At 71.2% G+C, this 20,695-nt stretch carries 18 protein-coding genes; 2 read left to right on the top strand and 16 right to left on the bottom strand.

The features are described from left to right. Positions 1–102: 102 nt before the first annotated feature. From ACTHMS_RS06885 to ACTHMS_RS06905, 5 genes are all read right to left on the bottom strand, one after another. Positions 103–1,449 (bottom strand): ABC transporter substrate-binding protein, encoded by a 1,347-nt coding sequence (locus ACTHMS_RS06885; RefSeq protein ID WP_440305926.1) that lies wholly within the window; start codon positions 1,447–1,449, stop codon positions 103–105. Between the two features lie 87 nt (positions 1,450–1,536). Next, positions 1,537–2,769 (bottom strand): branched-chain amino acid ABC transporter permease, encoded by a 1,233-nt coding sequence (locus tag ACTHMS_RS06890; protein ID WP_440305927.1) that lies wholly within the window; start codon positions 2,767–2,769, stop codon positions 1,537–1,539. Further along, on the bottom strand, positions 2,766–3,665 hold the full coding sequence (locus tag ACTHMS_RS06895) for a branched-chain amino acid ABC transporter permease (RefSeq protein WP_440305928.1): 900 nt from the start codon (positions 3,663–3,665) through the stop codon (positions 2,766–2,768). The genes ACTHMS_RS06890 and ACTHMS_RS06895 overlap by 4 nt, the downstream gene beginning before the upstream one ends. A gap of 9 nt (positions 3,666–3,674) precedes the next feature. Then, a complete protein-coding gene (locus tag ACTHMS_RS06900) occupies positions 3,675–4,391 on the bottom strand; it encodes an ABC transporter ATP-binding protein (protein ID WP_440305929.1) in 717 nt (238 codons plus the stop codon). After that, a complete protein-coding gene (locus tag ACTHMS_RS06905) occupies positions 4,388–5,146 on the bottom strand; it encodes an ABC transporter ATP-binding protein (RefSeq protein WP_440305930.1) in 759 nt (252 codons plus the stop codon). The genes ACTHMS_RS06900 and ACTHMS_RS06905 overlap by 4 nt, the downstream gene beginning before the upstream one ends. Positions 5,147–5,426: 280 nt before the next feature. Here ACTHMS_RS06905 and ACTHMS_RS06910 point away from each other — a divergent pair, with 280 nt between their 5' ends. Beyond that, entirely contained in the window at positions 5,427–6,188 is a 762-nt protein-coding gene (locus tag ACTHMS_RS06910) for an SDR family oxidoreductase (RefSeq protein WP_440305931.1), read from the top strand. A gap of 19 nt (positions 6,189–6,207) precedes the next feature. Here the strand turns inward: ACTHMS_RS06910 and ACTHMS_RS06915 are convergent, their stop codons facing one another. The 3 genes from ACTHMS_RS06915 to ACTHMS_RS06925 are packed head-to-tail and all read right to left on the bottom strand — an operon-like array spanning position 6,208 to position 9,917. After that, entirely contained in the window at positions 6,208–7,209 is a 1,002-nt protein-coding gene (locus ACTHMS_RS06915) for a winged helix-turn-helix transcriptional regulator (RefSeq protein ID WP_440305932.1), read from the bottom strand. 50 nt (positions 7,210–7,259) lie between these two features. Then, entirely contained in the window at positions 7,260–8,969 is a 1,710-nt protein-coding gene (locus tag ACTHMS_RS06920) for an AMP-binding protein (protein ID WP_440305933.1), read from the bottom strand. 36 nt (positions 8,970–9,005) lie between these two features. Then, positions 9,006–9,917: an SDR family NAD(P)-dependent oxidoreductase gene (locus tag ACTHMS_RS06925; RefSeq protein ID WP_440305934.1), complete on the bottom strand. Its 912-nt coding sequence runs from the start codon at positions 9,915–9,917 to the stop codon at positions 9,006–9,008. A gap of 162 nt (positions 9,918–10,079) precedes the next feature. Here ACTHMS_RS06925 and ACTHMS_RS06930 point away from each other — a divergent pair, with 162 nt between their 5' ends. Then, positions 10,080–10,790 carry a hypothetical protein gene (locus tag ACTHMS_RS06930; RefSeq protein WP_440305935.1) on the top strand — a complete coding sequence of 237 codons (711 nt, stop codon included), beginning with the start codon at positions 10,080–10,082 and terminating at the stop codon, positions 10,788–10,790. Positions 10,791–10,848: 58 nt separating this feature from the next. On the opposite strand, the gene ACTHMS_RS06935 is transcribed toward ACTHMS_RS06930, so the two are convergent. The 8 genes from ACTHMS_RS06935 to eboE form a co-directional block, all read right to left on the bottom strand. Next, the gene (locus ACTHMS_RS06935; protein WP_440305936.1) at positions 10,849–12,441 is read right to left on the bottom strand and encodes a long-chain-fatty-acid--CoA ligase; all 1,593 of its coding nucleotides are present in this window, start codon (positions 12,439–12,441) and stop codon (positions 10,849–10,851) included. Further along, entirely contained in the window at positions 12,441–13,517 is a 1,077-nt protein-coding gene (locus ACTHMS_RS06940; RefSeq protein WP_440305937.1) for a hypothetical protein, read from the bottom strand. The genes ACTHMS_RS06935 and ACTHMS_RS06940 overlap by 1 nt, the downstream gene beginning before the upstream one ends. Before the next feature lie 62 nt (positions 13,518–13,579). Beyond that, positions 13,580–14,200 (bottom strand): LutC/YkgG family protein, encoded by a 621-nt coding sequence (locus tag ACTHMS_RS06945; RefSeq protein ID WP_440305938.1) that lies wholly within the window; start codon positions 14,198–14,200, stop codon positions 13,580–13,582. After that, positions 14,197–15,660 carry a lactate utilization protein B gene (locus ACTHMS_RS06950; protein ID WP_440305942.1) on the bottom strand — a complete coding sequence of 488 codons (1,464 nt, stop codon included), beginning with the start codon at positions 15,658–15,660 and terminating at the stop codon, positions 14,197–14,199. The genes ACTHMS_RS06945 and ACTHMS_RS06950 overlap by 4 nt, the downstream gene beginning before the upstream one ends. A gap of 17 nt (positions 15,661–15,677) precedes the next feature. Beyond that, a complete protein-coding gene (locus ACTHMS_RS06955) occupies positions 15,678–16,391 on the bottom strand; it encodes a (Fe-S)-binding protein (RefSeq protein WP_440305943.1) in 714 nt (237 codons plus the stop codon). Positions 16,392–16,700: 309 nt separating this feature from the next. Then, positions 16,701–17,591 (bottom strand): hypothetical protein, encoded by an 891-nt coding sequence (locus ACTHMS_RS06960; RefSeq protein ID WP_440305939.1) that lies wholly within the window; start codon positions 17,589–17,591, stop codon positions 16,701–16,703. A gap of 712 nt (positions 17,592–18,303) precedes the next feature. Then, positions 18,304–19,329, bottom strand: a complete 1,026-nt coding sequence (locus ACTHMS_RS06965; protein WP_440305940.1) for an alpha-hydroxy acid oxidase — start codon at positions 19,327–19,329, stop codon at positions 18,304–18,306. Positions 19,330–19,334: 5 nt separating this feature from the next. Next, on the bottom strand, positions 19,335–20,561 hold the full coding sequence (eboE, locus tag ACTHMS_RS06970) for a metabolite traffic protein EboE (RefSeq protein ID WP_440305941.1): 1,227 nt from the start codon (positions 20,559–20,561) through the stop codon (positions 19,335–19,337). Positions 20,562–20,695 lie beyond the last annotated feature (134 nt).

The raw sequence follows: 20,695 nt of genomic DNA on the forward strand, positions 1-20,695 counted from the left end.
TGCGGGGCGCCGCCCCCCCCCCCCCCCCCGGGGGGGGGGGGCGGCCGGGGGGGCGGGCGGGCGGGCCGGCCCCCGCCCGGGCGCCCGGCGGACCTGGGGTGACTACTTCGCGCCGATGGAGATGACGCCGCCGTCCGGCTTGAACGTCTTGCTCGCGGCGTCCCAGACCTGCGTCTGGAAGCCGCTGAAGCCGACGAGCTCGTCCGGCTTGCTGATCCACGTGATGCCGTTGCCGAGCATCGGGCACGCGTAGTCCTGATCACGGGCCGCCGCGATCACGTTGCCCTCCGTCAACCCACCGGACATGCCGGCGGCCTGCTTCAGCGTGTTGATCGTGAGGTCGGCCGCGACCCAGCCGGCGACGGCGATCGCGTTGAGCTTGTTCGACGTCGTGACCTCGGACAGGTAGGTCTTGACACCGGGGTCGTTCGCGAGCGACGGGTCGGCCGGGTTCTTCAGGTAGGACGGGACGACGTTGCCGTTGGCGGCCTGTCCGGCCTGGATGTAGGCGGTGGTGTCGGCGCAGTTGTCCGGGTTCAGCGTGAACTTCGGCGTGAAGCCGATGCGGCTCATCGCCGTGACCAGCGGGCCGCAGTCCGTGCTGATGCCCGCGTTGTAGACGACGTCGACATTGGCGGCCTTCAACTTCGTGGCGGCCGAGTTCGGGTCGGTCTCGTCGGCCTCGACCGCGATGGTCAGCTTGGTGCCCTTCGCCGCGGCCTTGAACGCGTCGCGCTCACCGATGCCCGACTGGGTCTGGTTGACCGCGATGCCGACCTTCGCGCCGTCGGGGAACTTCGACAGGATGTACTTGACGTCGTAGTTCGCCTCGGCCTCACCCGAGGGCAGGAACTGCACCGTCCACGGGTACTGCTTGATGTCGCGGTACGCCTGCACCGACGAGCTCGGGTACAGCAGCGGCACGCAGGCCGCGTTCTGCGTGTCCGCCATCGCGCCCACACCACCGCTGCCGAAGGTGATCAGCGAGTTCACGTGGTCGCTCTGCAGGAACTGCGTCAGGTTCGACTTGGCGCGGTCGGGGGTGAACTGGTCGTCCTTGTACTCGACGTCGATCTTCTTGCCGTTGATGCCGCCCGCCGCGTTGAAGGCGTTGATGTGCGCCTTCCACCCCTCGAGGTAGTACTCGACGACGCCGGCGACCGGGCCGGACAGCGGGAGGCTGTAGCCGATCTTCCAGTCACCCGTCACCGGCTTGGTGACCGACGACGGGTCGTTGCAGTTGCTGGTGTCCACCTTGAAGCCGGACGTCGTGCCGCCGCCGGTGCTGCTCGGGCCGGCAGCGGGCGTACTCGTCGTGCCACCGCCCGTGGCGGTCGAACTGCCGCCGCCGCCCTTGCTGCCGGACGACGAACAGGCGGTGAGGGTGACGGCGAGCGCCGCCGCCGATGCGATCGTGATCCCGAGCCGGGACCGAGTGAGTCGCTCCATAGCCTTGATAAGCCCTTTCTTCCTCGACGAAACGCTGTGTGTTCCTGCCAGATGCAGTGGGCCGTCGTGCGGACCGGCCGGGGCTGGTCAGATCGGATCGGGCGCGTCGGCCGGGTCACCTCCCGAGGTCGTGTCGGGACGGGCCGCGGTGGCGGCGGCCGGCTGTTCCGGCCGGTCCGCGCGGACATACGGCCGAGGGGTTCGCGGGATCACGCGGAGGACCCGCCGCAGGAAGCGGAAGAAGGCACCGGTGATGCCCTCGGGGGCGACGAAGACGATGACGATGAGGGCGGCGCCGAAGATGACCGCCGCCGACTCACCCTGGCCGAGTGACGAGCTGTAGTAGGGGATGTAGACCACCGCGAGGCCGCCCACGATGGCGCCGAACCGGGTGCCCTCACCGCCGATGACCAGCCCCGTCAACAGCGCGATCGCGTTGAGCAGTGTGAACGAGTCGTTCGCGACGAGCGTGCCGAGGTACATCGCGAACAGGCTGCCGCCCACGCCGGTGATGGCGCCCGACAGCCCGAACGACACGGTCTTCGCCACCGCCAGGTTGACGCCGCAGGACGACGCGGCGATCTCGTTGTCGCGCGAGGCCATCATGGCCAGGCCGTAGCGGCTGCGCACCACGTTGTGCACGACGATCATCACGACCAGCAGTACCGCGGCCGAGAACCAGTACAGCCAGCGCGGCTGCTCGCCGAGGTTGTAGCCGGTCCACTCCGGCGGCTTGAGGTCGCGCAGCCGGATGGTCAGCCCGGACGCGCCACCGGTGAGCCCGTCGAAGCGGGCGACCACCTCGGGGAACGCGACGCCGAACGCGAGCGTCACGATCGCCAGGTACAGGCCGCGGATGCGCAGTGCCGGCAGGCCGACCACCAGGCCGACGACGAAGCAGACGGCGAAGGCGATCGGCAGGGTCTTCTCGGCCTCCCAGCCGTACTTCACCACGAGGATGCCGGTCGTGTACGCCCCCAGGCCGAAGAACGCCGAGTGCCCGACCGAGACCAGACCCGTGTAGCCGGTGGCGATGTTGAGCCCGGCGATCGCGACCGCGTAGATCATCACGCGGGTGAGCTGGCCCTGCTCGAACGCGCCGATGGAGCCGCCGTAGAGGATCGCGCCGACGACGGCGGCGAGACCGAGCGCGACCAGGCCGAGGTGCACGCCCGAGCCCCGCTGCACGACGAAGGGCAGTGACCGGGCGCGCGCACCGCGGCGCGGCGGGCGCGCCTCCTCGCGCGAGGCGACCAGCTCGCCGTCGACGGTCTGCGGGCGGTCGAAGGAGTCGCCGTCGATCTGGGATGTCGTGGTCACACTCGCTCGATTCGTCGGGCGCCGAAGACGCCGGTCGGCTTGAACACCAGGACGACGACGATGATGAACAGCGCGAAGGTCAACTGCAGCGAGCCGCCGAGGAAGGTGGCGTAGCCGTTGATCATCGATTCGGCGATGGCGAGGCCGAGGCCACCGACGACCGCGCCCTTGACGCTGTCCAGGCCGCCGAACAGCGCGGCGGCGGACGCCAGGATCAGGATCGAGAAGAAGCTGCTCAGGTCGAGCTGGTTCGGCGGCAGCACCGGCACCAGCAGGCAGCCGGCCAGCGAGCCGATCGCCGCCGACAGCCCCCAGCTGACGCTGAGCACCCGGCCGACCTTCACGCCCGACAGCGCGGCCGATTCGGGGTTGGTCGCGACGGCCCGCATCTGCAGGCCGAGCGAGGTGCGGTTGAACAGCAGCATCAGCACGATGACGACGATGACCAGCGCCAGGAAGATCCCGATCGAGTCGTAGTGCAGACGCGAGCCGTGGATGTCGAAGTAGTCGTCGGCCGCGTGCGGCAGCAGCTCGGGGAAGGTCTTGTCCGCCGGCCCCCAGATCCAGCCGTCCGCGCCGTTGAGCGCGGTGAACAGGCCGAGTCCGACGATCAGCGTCGCGACCTCGCTGCGGCGCCGCACGGGGCGCACGAGGGCGCGCTCGGCGACGACGCCCATCGCGAAGCCGACGACCATCGCGGCGATCACGTCGAGCCACATCGGCACGCCCTTGGTGTGCAGCCACCAGGCGACGTAGCAGGTGAAGAGCGCGAACTCGCCCTGCGCGAAGTTGATGGTGCCCGAGCTCCGGAAGACGACGACGAGCGCGAGGGCGATCAACGCGTAGATCGACCCGTCGGTGATGCCGGAGAAGAGCCGGTCGAGAAAGATGTCCACGGTCGTCCTTCAGTAGCCGAGGTAGGCGCGACGGATCGCGTCGTTGCTTCTGAACTCCTCGGTCGGGCCGCTCGATGCGACCGAGCCGACCTCGAGCAGGTACACGCGGGAGGCGATGTCGAGGGCGAGTTCCGCGTTCTGCTCGACGAGCAGCACCGCCGTGCCGCGTTCGGCGTTCACCCGGGCCAGCACCTCGAACAGGCCCTGCACGATCAACGGCGCCAGGCCGAGGCTGACCTCGTCGCAGAGCAGCAGCCGCGGGCGCGACATCATCGCGCGGGCCACGGCCAGCATCTGCTGCTCGCCACCCGAGAGGGTGCCCGCGATCTGGTCGCGCCGCTTGCCGAGCGGCGGGAACACCGTGCACCACTGGTCGATGTCCTCGGCGACGTCCGGGCCGGGCTTGCGACTCACCGCACCGACCCGCAGGTTGTCGCGGACCGTCATGTCGGTGAGCGTCCCGCGGCCCTGCGGGATCTGGCTGATGCCCAGCCGCAGCATGGCGTCCGGACGCACCTTGGTGACGACCTTGCCGTCGACACGGATCTCGCCGGTGTGCGGGATGAGGCCGGAGATCGCGCGCATCAGCGTCGTCTTGCCGGCGCCGTTCGCGCCGAGCACGACGACCGCCTCGCCGGCGCCGACGGTGAGGTCGATGTCGCGCAGCACATTCGACTGGCCGTACCCGGCGGAGAGGCCGACGGCCTCGAGCAGCGGCGCGCTCATGCGGCGCGTCCGAGGTAGGCGGCGATGACCTCGGGCGAGCGCTGCACCTCGGTGGGCGGCCCGTCGGCGATCTTGCGCCCGAAGTCCATGGCGACGACGTGGTCGGAGATCCCCATCACCATGCCCATGTGGTGCTCGACGAGCAGCGCGCTGAAGCCGAAGGTCGCGCGCATCCGCAGGATCAGCTGGCCGAGGTCGTGCACCTCGGCGTGGGTCAGGCCGCCGGCCGGCTCGTCCAGCAGCAGCATCGACGGGCGCCCCATGAGCGCCCGGGCGAGCTCGACGCGCTTGAGCGTCCCGAACGGCAGTCCCTTGGCGAACTCGTGCGCGATGTCGACGAGGTCGAGCTCCTCGAGCACGTACCACGCCTCGGACTCCAGCTGCCGCCGCGCGCGGTGGGTCGTGGGCCAGCTCAGTGCACTCGGCACGAGGCGTGGCGTCGAACGCGAGTGGGCGCCCATCATCGCGTTCTGCATCACGGTGAGCGACGGGAACAGCGCGAGGTTCTGGAACGTGCGCGCGATGCCCTTGCGCACGATCTGGTGCCGGCGCAGGGACAGCAGGTCGACGCCGTTGTAGCTGATCGAGCCCTCGGACGGACGGTAGACCCTGGTGACGCAGTTGAACAGGGACGTCTTGCCCGCCCCGTTCGGCCCGATCAGGCCGCAGATCTCACCGTCGGCGACGGTGAACGAGACGCCCTCCAACGCGGTGATGCCGCCGAAGCGCAGGACCACATCGCGAATCTCGAGCACGACAGGAGCCTCCAGCCGTTGGTCGTCCGATCGACACTCGTGGATCGGGTGTGCAGTCGCCGCCGCCGATCAGGGCCATGGTGGCTTCGACAGTTGGAGTGACGAGCGCTACTACAATTAGCAGTGTCGATTCCTACAACACGAGCGCGCCCCCGGTCAACGACCCGGCAACAATTGGCGGCCGATTCGCAACATGCCCGCGACAACCGGTCATTGGCAGGTCGCGCTGTTAGTTGTAGCGTGACCGCACGTCGACGAGCGAACGGGCGGAGGACGACGCATGGGCGCAAGGGTGGCCGGGTCGGTGGCACTGGTGACCGGAGGGAATCGGGGCATCGGGGAGGCGTTCGTCCAGCAGCTGCTCGAGGGCGGCGCGGCGAAGGTCTACTGCGGCGCGCGCACCGTCGCCGACGTCCCGCAGGCCCTGCTCGACGCGGGCGCGGTGCCTGTCCATCTCGACGTCACCGACACCGCGTCGGTCGCGAAGGCGGCGGCGACGTGCGACGACGCGACGGTCATCGTCAACAACGCCGGCCTGCACGGCCGCGACCGGCTGGTGCTGGCCGCCGATCCCGACATGGCGCGGCAGGAGATGGAGGTCAACTACTTCGGGCCGCTGAACATGATCCGCGCCTTCGCGCCCGTGCTCGCCGCGAACGGCGGCGGCGCGATCGTCAACGTGCTGTCCGTCGCCGGCGCGTTCCCGACGGCCTTCATGGGCGGCTACTCCCCCGCCAAGTCGGCCGCCATGTTCCTGTCGATCATCGCGCGCGCCGAGCTCGAACCGCAGGGCACGAGCGTCACCGCACTCGTCGTCGGCTCAGTCGAGACCCGCATGTCCGACCACGTCGTCGGCGCCAAGGAGGCGCCGCGGGACATCGCGATCGCGGGGCTCAAGGCGATGGAGCGCGGCGAACGCGTCGCCGACACCGACCGCATGGCGATGGAGGCGCGCGCCAAGTACGCGCTGGACCCGGTGCGCTGGGAGCGCGGCGTCGCGAAGGTGCTGCACTCGACCGCGCCGCCGAGCACCGGGCGCTGAGGGGCGTCCGCTCCGTCGGTCAGCGGCGGGCTGCGCCCAGCGCCGCCCGCGCCTGGTCCTCGGCCTCCGCGTCGCGGACGACACGCACCGTGTGGCCGCGCAGCCGGGTGTGGCACACGTTGCAGACCAGCCGCGGGTGGAAGGTGCGCCGGCAGCGCTGGTGCTCGAGACGCATCGCCTGGCCGTCCGGCGACCGGAACCAGCGCTGCCCCCACTCGAGCACCGAGGCGACGACAGGGAAGAAGCCGCGTCCCTTGTCGGTGAGGTGGTAGACGGCCCAGTCGGCGCGACGCGGGTTCGGGGTCTGCACGAGCACCCCGATGTCGCAGAAGCTCTTCAGCCGGTCGGCGACGATCGTGGGCGGCGCGCCCATGCGCTGCTGGAACTCGCCGAAACGGGTGGCACCCATGAACGCGGCGCCGAGCAGCGCGGCCGACCACCGGTTGCCGATGAGCGCCATGGTCTGCTCGACCAGCTCGACCGGGCGGCTGCCCTTGGCGGAGCGACGCCGCGTGGCGGCCGAGGGCACGCTGCGCTCCCACGTGCCGCTCGGGCCGAACTTCGACCTGATGTCGCGCGGTTCGACGTGCTCGTCGCACGCGTCGCACCGCATCTCGGGCGAGAAGATCTCGCCGCAGGTCGTGTGCAGCATGCGGGGCAGGTGCTCGTTCGGGTCGTTGACCCAGGTCTGCTCCCAGTCCCACATCGTGAGCAGGATCGGCCACATCGACCGTCCGCGCGCGGTCAGCACGTAGTCGTGCCGGGGCGGGCGCGAGTTGTACTCGACGCGCTCCATGATGTCGGCCTCGACCAGCCGCGCGAGGCGGGCCGTGAGCACCGAGCTCGAGATCGGGCCGGCGCGCAGCCACTCGTTGTACTGGGTGACGCCGTGCAGGCCCATCTCGACGATCCAGAGGGTCCACTCGTCACCGACGATGCCGTTGGAGACGGCGATGGCGTTCGGCCCCCCGGCGTCCAGGATCGTCACCCGGTTCGACGCGGAGTCCTTCGCGAGCTGCACGCCGCCACTCTACGTATCGGATTCACAGCCGGCCGCATCATGGCGCGCCGTCAGCGCGGCGCGGCGACCACCCAGCGGCCCGCACGCAGGTCGCGCTTGAGGATCTTGCCGACGGGGTTGCGGGGCAGCGCCTCGACCAGTTCCAGGCGTTCCGGCCACTTGAACCGCGCGACGTCCTTGGCGCGCAGCACCTCGTGCAGCTCCTCGAGGGTCGGCGGGTCGGCCGGGTCGCGTGGTGCGGCGAACGCGCACACCTGCTCGCCGAGACGCTCGTCGGGCATGCCGACGACGCCGACCTCGGCGATCTTCGGGTGGGCGGAGAGTAGCGTCTCGACCTCGACGGCCGAGATCTTGTAGCCGCCGCGGCTGATGAGGTCCTTCGCGCGATCGACGTAGACCAGCAGGTGGCCGCCGTCGCCGGTGATCTCGAAGATGTCGCCGGTGCGGTAGAAGCCCTGCTCGTCGAACGGGCTCGGCGCGTCCGCGCCCCAGTAGCCCGCGATCACGGCCGGCGACCAGACGCGCAGCTCGCCGGGGTGACCTGCCTCCTCGATGTCCTCGCCGGTCTCGAGGTCGACCAGCCGCGAGCGGCTCTCACGGCCGATCCGCGTGCGCCAGGCGAACGACGGGTCACCGGGACGCGGGAACAGCCGCCCGCGTTCGGCCGGGTCCGGGATCGTGTCCGGGCAGCCGAACAGGCAGAGACCCTCGTTCGAACCGAAGAGGTTCAGCACCTCGACGCCGCGCCCGCGCTCCCACGCCTCGATCATCCAGCCGGCGAGCGGCGCCGACCCCGAGCCGACTGCGCGCAGCGAGCCGATGTCCCGTCCGGCCAGGGCCGTGGGGTCGCCGACCAGCGCGTCGAGGACGGCCGGCGGCGCGCACGTGTAGGTCACCCGCTCGGTCTCGATCTGCCGGATCAGCACCTCGATGTCGAAGGGGTGGTGCTGCACCAGCCGGGCGCCGAGCATGAGCCAGGGCATGAACATGCCGGCCATGCCGCCGGCGTTCACCATCGGGAACGGGTTCAGCAGGACGTCGTCCGAGGTGAGCCGGGGCGTCTCGATCGTCCCGAGCGCGATGGTCTGCCAGTCGCCGCTCGCCCGCGGCACTCCCTTCGGCACCCCCTCGGTGCCGGACGTCCAGCACAGTGTCACGCAGTCGTTCGGGTGGCGGACCAGCGCGTCGGTGTAGGCGCGGTACTCGGCGTCCAGGTGGTCGTCGAGCAGTTCGCCCGCGAGGTCGACGGCACCGGCGGGTGTGGCGTCGCCCCAGCAGAGCACGGTGGTCAGGGTGGGGATCCTGCCGACGAGCCCGACCGCGGTGTCGGCCGGTCGCGCGCTGCGGGCACGCGTCGTGGTCACGAACGTCGTCAGGCCGGCCAGCTCGCCCATCTGGCCGAGCTCGTGGCCGCCGTACTGGATCGGGAACGGGCAGGCGATGGCGCCCAGCGTGGCGGTGGCGATGAAGACCATCGCGAGCTCGACGGTGTTCGGCAGCTGCACGCCGACGACGTCGTCCTGCCGGACGCCGGCGCGGAACAGCGCGCGAGCGAGCCGGTCGACCTCGTCGTCGACCTCCAGCCAGGTCAGCCGTCGGGGCGGCCCGTCGGTGATCGACTCGCGGTTCAGCGGGTCGACGAGCGAGATGCGCTCGCCGAACTCGGTGACGCGTCGGCGGAACTGGTCGACCCAGGTGGTGCCGTCCCACCAGCCGTCGCGCTCGAACGCGGCGACCTGGTCATCGGCGTAGAGCCGCATCGCTGCTCCTCCGTTCGTCGTCGGGTCGAGGCGCCGTCACGCCGGCACGGTGCGGTCGCGGGTGATCTCACCGGCGAGGTCGAGGAACGCCGAGAGCGCCTCCGGGAACTCGCGCGGTTCGGCCTCGCGGCTGCGTGCGATGAGCGCCCCGAGCTGCTCGGGCGAGACGTGCCCCGCCGGCAGCGGCACCGCACCGAACTCGACGGTGCTCGCGACCCGGATCGCACCGGCCGCACTGACGATCACCTGGCCGTTCAGCGTCGACGCCGGGTCGACGAGCGCGGTGACGACGGGCGCGACGGCCTCGGGCGTCATGATGTCGCGGTACTGCGCATGCATGCCGGTGTCGGTCATCTGCGTCGTGGCGTAGGGCAGGACGACGTTCGTCAGGACGTTGCGCGCCTGACCCTCGACCGCGATCGCCCGCCCCAGTGCGATGAGGGCGCCCTTGCTCGCGGTGTACGCGGACGCGGTCGGCTCGCCGTAGAGCCCGGCGGTGGACGCGATCAGCACGATGCGTCCGGCCGACTGTGCGCGCATGTGCGCCGAGCACAGCATCGTCAGATGCGCGCTGCCGCTGATGTTGATCCTCGTGACGGTGTCGAACGCCTCGGGCGTGCTCTTGTGGAACATGGCCGGGTTGCTGACCGCGGCGTTCGCGACCAGGAAGTCGACATGGCCGGCCACGCCCAGCGCGGCGTCGAAGATGGCCTGCGCCGCATCGGCGTCCGCGACGTCGCTGTGCTCGGCGACGGCCGTCCCGCCGGCGGCCCGGATCTCGTCGACGACGTGGTCGGCCGGCCCGCGACCGTCGGCGTCGACCTGCCGGTTGCGGTTGTTGACCACGACGGTGGCGCCGGCCGCGGCCAGGTCGAGCGCGAAGGCGCGGCCGAGGCCCTTGCCGCCGCCGGTGACGATGCCGACCTGCCCGGCCAGTGGCCCGTCCATACCCATGTCCTGTCTCCTGCGCCGACCGCTGTAACTTCGTCAGTTGTAGTACGCGAGGTCGGCTTTGACAAGCAACGACCGCGTGCACCCATCGTTGACCACTGACTCTGTTTGTTGTAGTACTGATCCGCCGACGACACCACGAGGACGAGGGGCACGAGCATGAGCGGATCGAAGGACTGGGCCAAGCTGCGCCAGGTCGTCATCGCGACCACCGACCACGAAGGCGACGTCGCCGCGACGCGCAAGGCGTTCGGGCTCGGCCCCGGCTTCGCCGACCCCGAGGTGCACGAGATGCATCTGGTCGACGCCACCATGCCGGTCTCGGACACGACCTACCTCGAGTTCGTCGCGCCGATCGACGAGCGTGCCGGCGTCCACCGTTGGCTGCAGAAGATCGGCGGCCGGGGCGGGTACTGCCTGTCGGTGCAGCACTCGAACCCCGGTGCCGCGAAGGCGCGGGCCGAGGCGCGCGGCGTGCGCGCGGTCGCCGACGTCGTCGTCTTCGGCCACAACGTCGTGCAGCTGCACCCGAAGGACATGGGGCTGCTGCTCGAGCTCGACGGCATCGACGACCCGGACGTGTGGTTCTGGGACGACGTCGACCCGGGCCCGGAGTCGGGCGCGACCGTCGACCGCATCGTGTCGGTGGACGTCCCCGTCGCCGACCCGGCCGCGATGACGGCGCTGTGGCACGACGTGCTCGGGTTCGATGCCTCGGCCGGTGCGACCGAGGTCGACCTCGGCGAGACGACCGTGCACTTCGTGCCGGGCGGACCGTCGGCGCAGTGGACGGTGCGGCTGCGGCGCGCCGAGCAGGCCGGCGACGTCACGGTGCCGGAGCTGGCCGGCGTCCGGTTCGAGCTGGTCTGACTGCTGCACACCTCCTGCGCACCGCCGACGCCGGTCAGCCGGCGTCGGCGGTGTCGTGTCAGGAGATGTTGCGGTCGCGTCCGGCCCAGAACGGTGCGCGCAGTTCGCGCTTGAGCACCTTGCCCGAAGGGTTGCGCGGCAGGGCATCGACGACCTCGACCGACCGCGGGCACTTGTAGCCCGCCAGCAGGCCGCGCGCGTGGGCGATGATCGCCTCACCGTCGATCGCGCGCCCCGGTCGCGCCACGACGACGGCGTGGGGCGACTCGCCCCACCGCTCGGACGGGACGCCGATCACGGCGACCTCCAGGACGTCCGGGTGCGACATGATCGCGTTCTCGACCTCGGCGGGATAGACGTTCTCGCCGCCGGAGCTGATGACGTCCTTGATGCGGTCCTTGAGGAACAGGTAGCCGTCGGCATCGAGGTGTCCGGCGTCGCCGGTGCGGAACCAGCCACCTGGCCAGAACGCGGCCGCGGTGTCGTCGGGACGCCGCCAGTAGCCGCGCGTCACCACCGGCCCGCGGGTGACGACCTCGCCGACCTCGCCGATCGCGACCGCGTCGCCGGTGACCGGGTCGCGCACCTCGACCTCCACGCCGGGCACCGCTCGTCCGGCCGAGCGGAGCTTGCTGTCCTCGCGGACGACGTGGTCGTCGGGCCCGAGGATCGTCGTGACGCCGACCGTCTCGGTCAGGCCGTAGCTCTGCGCGAGCTTCGCGCCGAACACGCGCTGCGCCGCCACCATGGTCGACTCGGAGATCGGCGAGCCGCCGTAGACCAGCCACTCGACGCTCGAGTAGTCGGCCCGGGACGCCTCCGGGCTGCTGACGAAGGCCTGGATGACCGTCGGCACCATGATCACGTGCGTGGCACGCTCGCCGACCAGCTTCGTCAGCAGCGCCTGCGGCGTCACCTCGGTGAACTGCACGATCCGGCCGCCGGCGCCGAGCGCGATGAGCGACCAGCCGCCGGCGGCGATGTGGTAGTACGGCGTCGGCACGAGGCTGATCGCGGACGGCGACACGTCGAACTGCGACCCGAACGTCGCCACGCCCCAGAGCATCGCGGCGGCCGTCGTCTCGACGCCCTTGGGCCGGCCGGTCGTGCCGGAGCTGTACATCATGCAGAAGAGTTCGTCGCCTGGCGCGTCGCGATGCGGGTCCGGACCGGAGGCCTCGGCGAGGAACGTCTCGAGCGGCGTCCAACCCTCCGGCGCGGCTGCATCGCCCTGCGTGAACCACAGGCGCGGGCCGGCGAACGCCGCGGGCACCGCGTGCACCAGCTGGTCCTCGACCAGGATCGCGGCGGGGTCCGCGTCACCGAGGATCCACTCGACCTCGGCGGGGGCGAGCCGGAAGTTGAGCGGGACGACGACGAGGCCGGCCTTCGCCGCCGCGAAGAAGAGCTCCCAGTACTCGGTGGCATTGCGGCCCAGGTAGCAGACCCGCTCGCCCTGCTGCAGGCCGGCCGCGATCAGCCCCGACGCCAGCGCGCTCGAACGGCGGTCGAGTTCCCCGTGGGTGACCGGACGCCCGTCGCCGACGATCGCGGGCGCAGCAGGTCGCTCGGCCGCGTTGTGCCGCAGCAGGTCGGCCGGCGAGTTGGCGGCCAGCACGCGATCGCGGAACGAGGTGAGCGTCTGTGACATCAGTGCTCCTTCGACGATCGGGCGTCGTACGGCGTGACGATCGGACGGCTGATCACGCCCGGCGGGGCGTCGACGGCGTACCGCACCGCGCGCAGCACCTGCGCCGCAAGGGCGTACTGCTCGGCGGACATGCGCGTCGTGTCGTCCGGGTGCTTCTCGAGCTCGACGGCGAGGGTGATGCCGGGGTGCCCGGTGACGGTGATGCGCCACAGCGGCGGATCAGGCTGCTCGAGGTGCTCGGTGTCGACGTACCAGTGGATCGACATCGCCAGGTCGACGCCCGCCTCGGTCGTCGCCTCCCAGCGCCAGTTGGTGTGGCTGATGCCGCCGGCCTGCACGACACCCGTGCGTAGCTGGACGTCCCTGCTCGCGGCGTGCACGACGTGCCGCGTCGTGACACCGGTGACCACCGTCCCGATGTTGTGCGCGAGCGCGGCCAGCACCTCTTCGTACATGCCGTTGAGCGCGCCGGCCGGTCCCCACGTCGAGCCGTCGTCACCGACGGCGTTCGGGTCGACGGTGGACGCGTCCTGCCCGAAGCCGAGCGTGTCGAAGAGGTAGGCGGCCTGCTGCACCGGGCTGCTGTCGACGTGCTCGACGACCTCGATGCGGTCGACCCGCAGGCAGACGGCCGTGGCGGCCGCGGCGAGTTGTTCGGCGGCGAACCCGGGGTTGAGCCCGGCACCGATCAGGCTCGCGCCACCGCTGCGGCACGCCTGCTCGAGCCGTTCCAGCCGCGGGCCCGTCCAGTGCTGCGGACGCGAGTACCCGTTGATGCTGACGACGTTCTTGCCCGCCTCGAGCAGCCGGGCGATGTCGTCGTCGTGGCTGCCGTACTCGGCCAACCGACCGGCGTGGACGACGACGTCCGCGTCCAGCGCCAGGATCTCGTCGACGTCGCTCGTCGCCGCGACCCCGATCGGCGCGCGGCGCACCAGTTCGGCGACGTCGCGTCCGGCCTTCGCGGGGTTGTAGACGAAGGCGCCGACGACCTCGACCTCGTCGCTGTCGAGCAGACCGCGCAGCGTCGCGGCCCCCATCGCCCCGGTTGCCCACTGCACGACGCGGATCGGCACGCGAACCTCCCGATGGCCAGCCGGCACCTGCCCGAACGGCCCCGATGCTACAGTAAACAGAGTTACTTGGGCAGCACCCGGAGCGGATCCGACTCTTGGACGATCACGACGTGCAGGCGACGTGGGCCATGCACACCCTCCACCCGTCGAAGTTCGATGTCGCTGGTGGCTGACGGTCCGCTGATCCAGGTCTGCGGTCGGGTGGGGTCGAGGGCGGCGACCGCCTCGGGGACGTCGGCGACGATCTGCTCGGTGGTGATGACGCAGACGTGCCGGTCAGGGACGAGGGTGAGCGCACGGCGTCCTTGGCCGGGGCCGTGGTCGAGCACGATGGTGCCGGTGACGGCGATGCCGAGGGCGGCGGTGGTGACGACGGCGTCGAGCCTGTCGAGTTCGGCGGGGGTCAGCCTGGTGTCCGGCACGCCGTCGGTCACCGGCCAGGGGAAGCCGTCGGGGACGACGGTGGTGGCGCCGGCGAGCAGGTCGGCGAGCACGGCGGCGACCTCGTCGCCGGCGGCGTGGTGGACGGTGGCCCGGTAGTCGGCGACGCAGGCGGCGAACAGTTCGACCGGGTCGGCCGGTGGCGGCACGTCGCGGTAGCCGCGGTCGACCTGGACGCGGTCGTCCGCTGCGTCGGCGACCGCGGTGCGGACGCGGGCGAGGATCTCGTCGCGCGCGCTCATCGACGTCCCTGCCCGTGCTGCCGATGCCACCACTGACGGAACGACTGCTCCGGTGGTGCGGGCAGGTCGCGCGCGGAGGTCCAACGCGAGCCGGGGCCGGGCAGGCGGCGCAGGGCGCGGCGGCCACCGGGCATCGTCTCGCGGCCGAAGCGCCGCAGCAGGCGGCCGGCCAGGCCGGACAGCCGTTCGGCCCGGTCGAGCCGCGCACCGGACGACAGCGTGTGGGCGGCCACGCGCATGGCCAGCGCCTCGGGCTTCGGGGCGCCACCGCGCTGGGAGTCGACGACCTGGGCCCGCAGGTCGACCAGCACCGACGGGATGTCGATGCGCACGGGGCAGACCTCGAAGCACGCACCGCACAGGCTCGAGGCGTCGGGCAGCGAGTCGGTCTGTGCGTCGTGCCCGACGCCGCGCAGCAGCGGGCTGAGGATCGCGCCGATCGGTCCCGGATAGACCGATCCGTAGGCGTGGCCGCCTGTGCGTTCGTAGACCGGACAGATGTTGAGGCAGGCCGAGCAGCGGATGCAGCGCAGCGCCTGCCGCCCTATCTGGTCGGCGAGCGCACGCGTGCGGCCGTTGTCGAGCAGCACGACATGCACCTGCTGCGGCCCGTCGCCGGGCGTCACCCCCGACCAGATCGAGGTGTAGGGGTTCATCCGCTCACCGGTCGACGAGCGCGGCAGCAGCTGTAGGAAGACGTCGAGGTCGACCCAGTCCGGCACCACCTTCTCGATGCCGACCACCGACACCAGGATCTCGGGCAGCGTCAAACACATGCGCCCGTTGCCCTCGCTCTCGACCACCACGAGCGACCCGGTCTCGGCGACGGCGAAGTTCGCGCCGCTCACCGCCATCCGCGCGCGCAGGAACTTCTCGCGCAGGTGCAGCCGCGCGGCCTCGGCCAGGGCCGTCGGGTCGTCGGTGAGGTCGTCGGGCGCAGGACGCCCGGCGTCGCTCATCGCCCGGGCGAAGATGTCGCGGATCTCGGCCCGATTGCGGTGGATGGCCGGCACCAGGATGTGCGACGGCCGGTCGTCGCCGAGTTGCACGATCAGCTCGGCCAGATCGGTCTCCCACGCCGCGATCCCCGCGGCGGCCAGCTGTTCGTTGAGCTCGATCTCCTGGGTCGCCATCGACTTGACCTTCACGACTTCGCCGACGCCGTGCTCGCGGGCGATGCCGGCGACGATCGCGCCGGCCTCTGCGGCGTCGCGGGCCCAGTGCACCACCGCGCCGTTCGCCTGCAACGCCGCCTCGAGCCGCAGCAGGTGCTCGTCCAGATGCAGCAGCGCCGCGTCCTTGATCGCCGCCCCTGCCACCCGCAGCGCCTCCCACTGGTCCAGCTCGCCCACCACCGCGGCCCGCTTCGCACGGATCGTGCCCGTCGCCGCCGCCAGGTTGCGGCGCAACTGCGTGTCTGCCAGCGCCGCTCTGGCCGCGTCCGGGAACGGCGCCGGCATCCCGACGAAGGTCGCGCTCACGCCGTCACCGCCAGCACCTCGGCCAGATGCAGCACCCGGACGCCGGCGCGCTGCCGCGACAGCAGTCCCCCCACGTGCAGCAGGCACGAGTTGTCGCCGGCGACCAGCACCTCGGCGCCGGTCTCGAGCACGTGCCGCGCCTTGTCCGCGCCCATCGCGACCGAGGTGTCGGCGTTCTTCACCGCGAACGTCCCGCCGAACCCGCAGCACTCGGCTGCCGCCGGCAGGTCGACCAGCTGCAAGCCCCGCACCTTCCGCAACAACCGTTGAGGACGATCGCCCACACCCAACATCCGCAGTGAATGACACGTCGGGTGGTACGTCACCCGGTGCGGGAACGACGCACCGACGTCGTCGACGCCGAGCACGTCGACCAGGAACTCGCTGAACTCGTACGTCCGCGGCGACAGCTCGGCGACCGCCGACGCCAGCCCGGCGTCACCACTGCGCCGCGCCACCAGTGCGTGCTGGTGCCGCACCGACCCCACACACGACCCCGATGGCGCCACGATCGCGTCGTAGCCCTCGAACGCCCGGACGAAGTTGCGCACCACCGGCACCGCCTCGTCCAGATAGCCCGTGTTCACCATCGGCTGGCCACAGCACGCCTGCGCCGGCGGGAACCCGACCTCGACGCCGAGGCGCTCCAGCACCCTCAGCACCGCCCGCCCGGTGTCCGGGAACAACGCGTCGTTGAAGCAGGTGATCATCAAGGCGACGCGCACCGATCCACCCTGACGCTTCGCCAGGACCGGTGCAAGGTGTGCGCCGGTGTCCGGCCATGGCCGTCACGAGCTGGGATTCGTGGCGCTCGATCGCCGTCGGCAACCGATGAGCAGCGCGGATTGCCCACCGTTGCTCGCAAGCACGCGGGCTCGACGTCCGAGGTCGATGTGTGGGTCCTGTTCCGCAGACCGAGCGGCTGCGGCGCGGGCACGGCCGCCGCCGGGCAGAAGGGGGCGTGATGGGCCGCGCAGCCGGGTGGCGGGGCCGGCAGCAGAGCAGTCACACCTGCCCCGTCAGCCCATCGTCTCCAGGAGGTGTCGGACCTCGGTGACCGACTGCTGCAGCTGCCAGCGGCCGAAGAAGGCGAACTGCGCGCCGCTCCCGTGGTGGGGCAGCCGCTCGAACGCCAGCACGGCGTCATGCGGGAACATCCCCCGCGAGATTGTGCGGAGGGTTTCGGACTCGTGCCGCCGGTAGGCCGCGTCGTACTGATTCGCCGCGACCGCCTGCCGCGAGGTGTACAGCGCGGCGGCGTACGCACGCGCGGCGGCCGCGTCGTCACGGAACAACTGCGCGTTCAACTTCCAGAACGTCGCCCAAACGGTGCCCGCGAACGGCACGGGCTCGGCGGCGAACGTCGTCGCGAAGGCGGTCGCCAGATCGGCGTAGTGCCGGTAGGCGGTCCTCGACGGGCCGTACAGGGCGGGATCGTCTCGGGTGCAGCGCTCCCCCGGGGGACACGTCCAGCTTCTGCCGCCGATCACGATGGTTCCGCTGTACTCGAACCGCTGCGCCCACGACCGGTAGGAGGCGTCGAGCACCCGCGACGAGCGCACACCGGCGGTGTAGAACACGCAGTAACTCACCATCTGGTCGAGATCGCCGGACACCGTGACGGCGGCCGCTGCCGCTCGTGATGCGGTCTGGCGGGCCGCGACGTAGGTCGACGCGCCCGTGGTCAGCGGGCGCAGCGTCGGCAGCGACGTCATCGCGACCCGAGCAGCCTTCAGGCGGCCGCAGGCGGCCACGAGTCGCCGCAGCTCGGCAGGCGTCTCGGTCGCGCCGAGCCGCATGGCCGAGGTGAACCGCGCTCCGTCGGCGAGCGCCGCCAGCTGGCTGCTGCGCCACGAGGCGAGCGCCGTCAGGTACTCATGCGCAGCGGCATCCGCGGTCGACGCCGCCACAGCGGTCGAGGACGGACTGGTCGAGGCATCACCGGGTCCCGACTCCGGAGATCGTGTCGCCGGCCGCCTGCTCGAGGTGCAGGACGCAACCAGCGCGACGAGTGCGATCAGGGCGGCGAGCAGCACTGCCACTCGGGGTCTGTCGGCTCCGCGCACAGTCGCTCCTCACTGCTCGGTTGCACGGCTGCCCGGCGAGGTCCGGCCGGGTCACCGCACGCACAGCCTTCTCGAACCGCCTGATCCACGCAAATCAGCCTGATCCCGACACCTGCTGTGGACACCCGCTGTTCCGGCGGCTGGCCGATGGCACCGTCGTCGGCCCCCGAGTTGCCGCGCCTGCGCGGCGACCGCGCAGCAGGCACGAGGTGCGCCGAAGCGCCGGGCCGGGGAACGACGAAGGCCCCGGGATGATCACCGGGGCCTCGCGTGATGGTGGGCGATACTGGGTTTGAACCAGTGACCCCTACCGTGTCAACCCGTCGGGAGCCCCTCCAGCGCGGTACCGGCCGACCCGGATTGGCGCTCGCAGCTCAGCGTTCATCGAGGTTTCGTGTCGCGATCCGACTCGAAGTGCCGGGGCGTGACGGCGGGCTCCAACTACAACAGACCAACGGCCGACGCGGCATCCTCACCAGCGCGAGGCACTCCTACCGCAGCCTCCTCCAAGGGCGGTTCGAGATCGTCAACGGCGTGCGGCACTGGTCGCAGGTGGTCAGCGAGGGGCGAAGCTCACCAGGTCGCGGCCGACGTCCGCGATTCGGGCACTCCCCGCGAGCGCGAGTGCCTCGCGGACTTTGGCGCCGAGCGAGGTGAGGCGGTCAACCACCGCGTCCTCCCCGCCGATTGCCAGCGCCCAGAGCACCGGCCGACCCACCAGCACGGCTCCGGCACCGAGCGCGAGCGCGCGCAGCACGTCGATCCCCGTCCGCACTCCCCCGTCGGCATAGATCTCGGCCCGTCCGTCGATGGCGTCGACGACGTCCGCGAGAGCTCGGGGCACCGGAACGACTCCGTCCAATTGCCGGCCGCCATGCGACGAGACGATGACGCCAGCAGCACCCGCGTCGACGCAGCGCACCGCCTCGTCGCCGCGCAGCACACCCTTGACCACCACCGGCAGGCCGGTGAGATCGTGCAGCCGGCCCAAATCGGCGATGCCCAGGTCTGCGGCCTGCTGAAGCCGCGGGTCGTCGAGGTCACGATCGGCCAGCGACGGCACCACCGCGCCGGTCGGGCGACGGGCCGGGATCGCCGCGGCCTTCCGGGCGACGTAGGGCGTGTCCACCGTGACGACCAGGGCACGTGCGCCGCAGTCCGCCGCACAGCGGGCCACCTCGTCCGAGACCCCGCGGTCGCGCAGCACGTAGATCTGCTGCCAGAACGGCCCGGCGGTCGCGGCGATCTCCGGCAGTGGCCGCCCCGCCCGCATCGAGTTGACGAACAGACTGCCGGCGCGTCGGGCGGCGGCCGCGGTGGCGACCTCACCGTCCGGGTGGGCGAGCCCGTGCAGCGCGGTCGGGGCGACGAGCACTGGTGAGCGCACCGGCGTGCCGAGCACGGTCGTGGCGGTGTCGACCTCGCGCACGTCCTGCAGGAGCCGCGGCCGCAACCAGACTTGACGCCAGGCCTCCGCCTGCTGGTGCAGGGTCTGCTGCTGGCCCGCGCCCTGCGCGTAGTAGTCCCACACCTCCGGCGGCAGGACCGCGCGGGCGGCGACCTCGTCGGGATCCGCCTCCACGGGTGTCAGGATGCCCTGACCGCACCGACGGCCGAGTGTAGGGTGTCCCGCAGCCACTCCAGCTCGCGCGACACGTACTCGACGATGTCACCGGTCTTGTAGCGCGACGGCAGCACGTCCCAGGTGTAGGTCTCGATCTCGAGGTGGTCCGACAGCGGCGTCTCGGCGTGCACCGCCACCGCGTCCTCGATGCCTGACCGGGTCGTGCCGAAGCCGCCGAGGTCGTCGAGGAAGACAGGCACGTGGAAGTGGGTGCGCCACTCACGTTCACCACCCGGGTCGTGACGCCACCCGGCAATCGCCTGCTCGAGCGTCAGCATCCGGTGCAGTGCGCCGTTGCGCGACTCGGTCGTCTGGCTGAGGTAGATCGTGTCGGTGAAGGGGGTGAGGGCGTCAACAACCTCGCTGGTCACCCGCGGCACCCGCAATGCGGCGGCGGCCTGGAACTTGAAGATGGGGACCCCGGCGTCCCTCAGCGCGCACAGGGATGCGGCGATGTCCTCGAACTCCACCGACTGGTGACAGATGTCGAAGACGACACCGAGATGCCGGCGGACAAGACCGGTGACCTCGGCGGCGGGCAGGCCGCTGAGCTCAGCGAGTGTGCGGAGGCCGCGCGCCGACCAGATGTGGTCGCGGAAGTAGGTGATCGTCTCGTCGGTCGTCTCGAGCACGCAGGCAGGCTCGGGTTCGAGCGCGAGCTTGATCCGCCGGCCGGTGCGGGCCTCCACCGCGATCAGGTCGGCGACGACGCGCAACAGGTTGTGCGTCAGGCGATCCAGGTCGGCGTCGGTGGTGACGGTCGGCTTGAAGGCGAGCGGGGCCGTTTGGATCGAGGGCGCCACGTGCGGGGGCGTGATCTCGGCCAAGATGGCGGCGACCTGCGTCGTGTACGTGACGCGGTCCTCCGTCGACCAGTCGGGCTCGTAGACGTGCTCCATGACCACCCGGTTCTTGAACGGGCCGTACGGGAACGCGTTCACGGTGAACACGTACATGTCGTGGTCGTCGAGCCAGCGGCGCAACCGTTGCCGTTCCTCGGCGTCGTCCGTCAGGTACTGGGCCGAATCCGCCGAGAGTCGCAGCGACACCCCGTAGGGCGCGTCCGGTGACACCCGCGCCTTCACCGACGGGGCGAATTTCTCGAGACTCTCGCGCATCTCGGGCCAGCTGTCGCCGGGGTGCACGAGGGTCGAGTACGCCAGGTGGCCGACCCGATCACCGAGGAACACGACCACACCTCCGTTCCGCGGTCACGCGAGTTCACTGCCGAAGTCCGCGGACGCGAGCCGATGACGCACCACGTCAAGGAACTCGGCCGCGGCGGCACCGTCGACGCGGGCGGTGTCGTAAGTGAGGGTGAGGT

The sequence above is a fragment of the Jatrophihabitans sp. genome (assembly GCF_051960575.1).
Lineage (GTDB): Bacteria > Actinomycetota > Actinomycetes > Mycobacteriales > Jatrophihabitantaceae > JBQCEE01.

Excerpts from the sequence above, each read along its gene's own strand:
- ACTHMS_RS06955 (WP_440305943.1), bottom strand. The coding sequence starts at position 16,391 with ATGATCACCTGCTTCAACGACGCGTTGTTCCCGGACACCGGGCGGGCG.
- ACTHMS_RS06910 (WP_440305931.1), top strand. The coding sequence starts at position 5,427 with ATGGGCGCAAGGGTGGCCGGGTCGGTGGCACTGGTGACCGGAGGGAAT.
- ACTHMS_RS06930 (WP_440305935.1), top strand. The coding sequence starts at position 10,080 with ATGAGCGGATCGAAGGACTGGGCCAAGCTGCGCCAGGTCGTCATCGCG.
- ACTHMS_RS06950 (WP_440305942.1), bottom strand. The coding sequence starts at position 15,660 with ATGCCGGCGCCGTTCCCGGACGCGGCCAGAGCGGCGCTGGCAGACACG.
- ACTHMS_RS06920 (WP_440305933.1), bottom strand. The coding sequence starts at position 8,969 with ATGCGGCTCTACGCCGATGACCAGGTCGCCGCGTTCGAGCGCGACGGC.
- ACTHMS_RS06935 (WP_440305936.1), bottom strand. The coding sequence starts at position 12,441 with ATGTCACAGACGCTCACCTCGTTCCGCGATCGCGTGCTGGCCGCCAAC.
- ACTHMS_RS06885 (WP_440305926.1), bottom strand. The coding sequence starts at position 1,449 with ATGGAGCGACTCACTCGGTCCCGGCTCGGGATCACGATCGCATCGGCG.
- ACTHMS_RS06900 (WP_440305929.1), bottom strand. The coding sequence starts at position 4,391 with ATGAGCGCGCCGCTGCTCGAGGCCGTCGGCCTCTCCGCCGGGTACGGC.
- ACTHMS_RS06925 (WP_440305934.1), bottom strand. The coding sequence starts at position 9,917 with ATGGACGGGCCACTGGCCGGGCAGGTCGGCATCGTCACCGGCGGCGGC.
- ACTHMS_RS06945 (WP_440305938.1), bottom strand. The coding sequence starts at position 14,200 with ATGAGCGCGCGCGACGAGATCCTCGCCCGCGTCCGCACCGCGGTCGCC.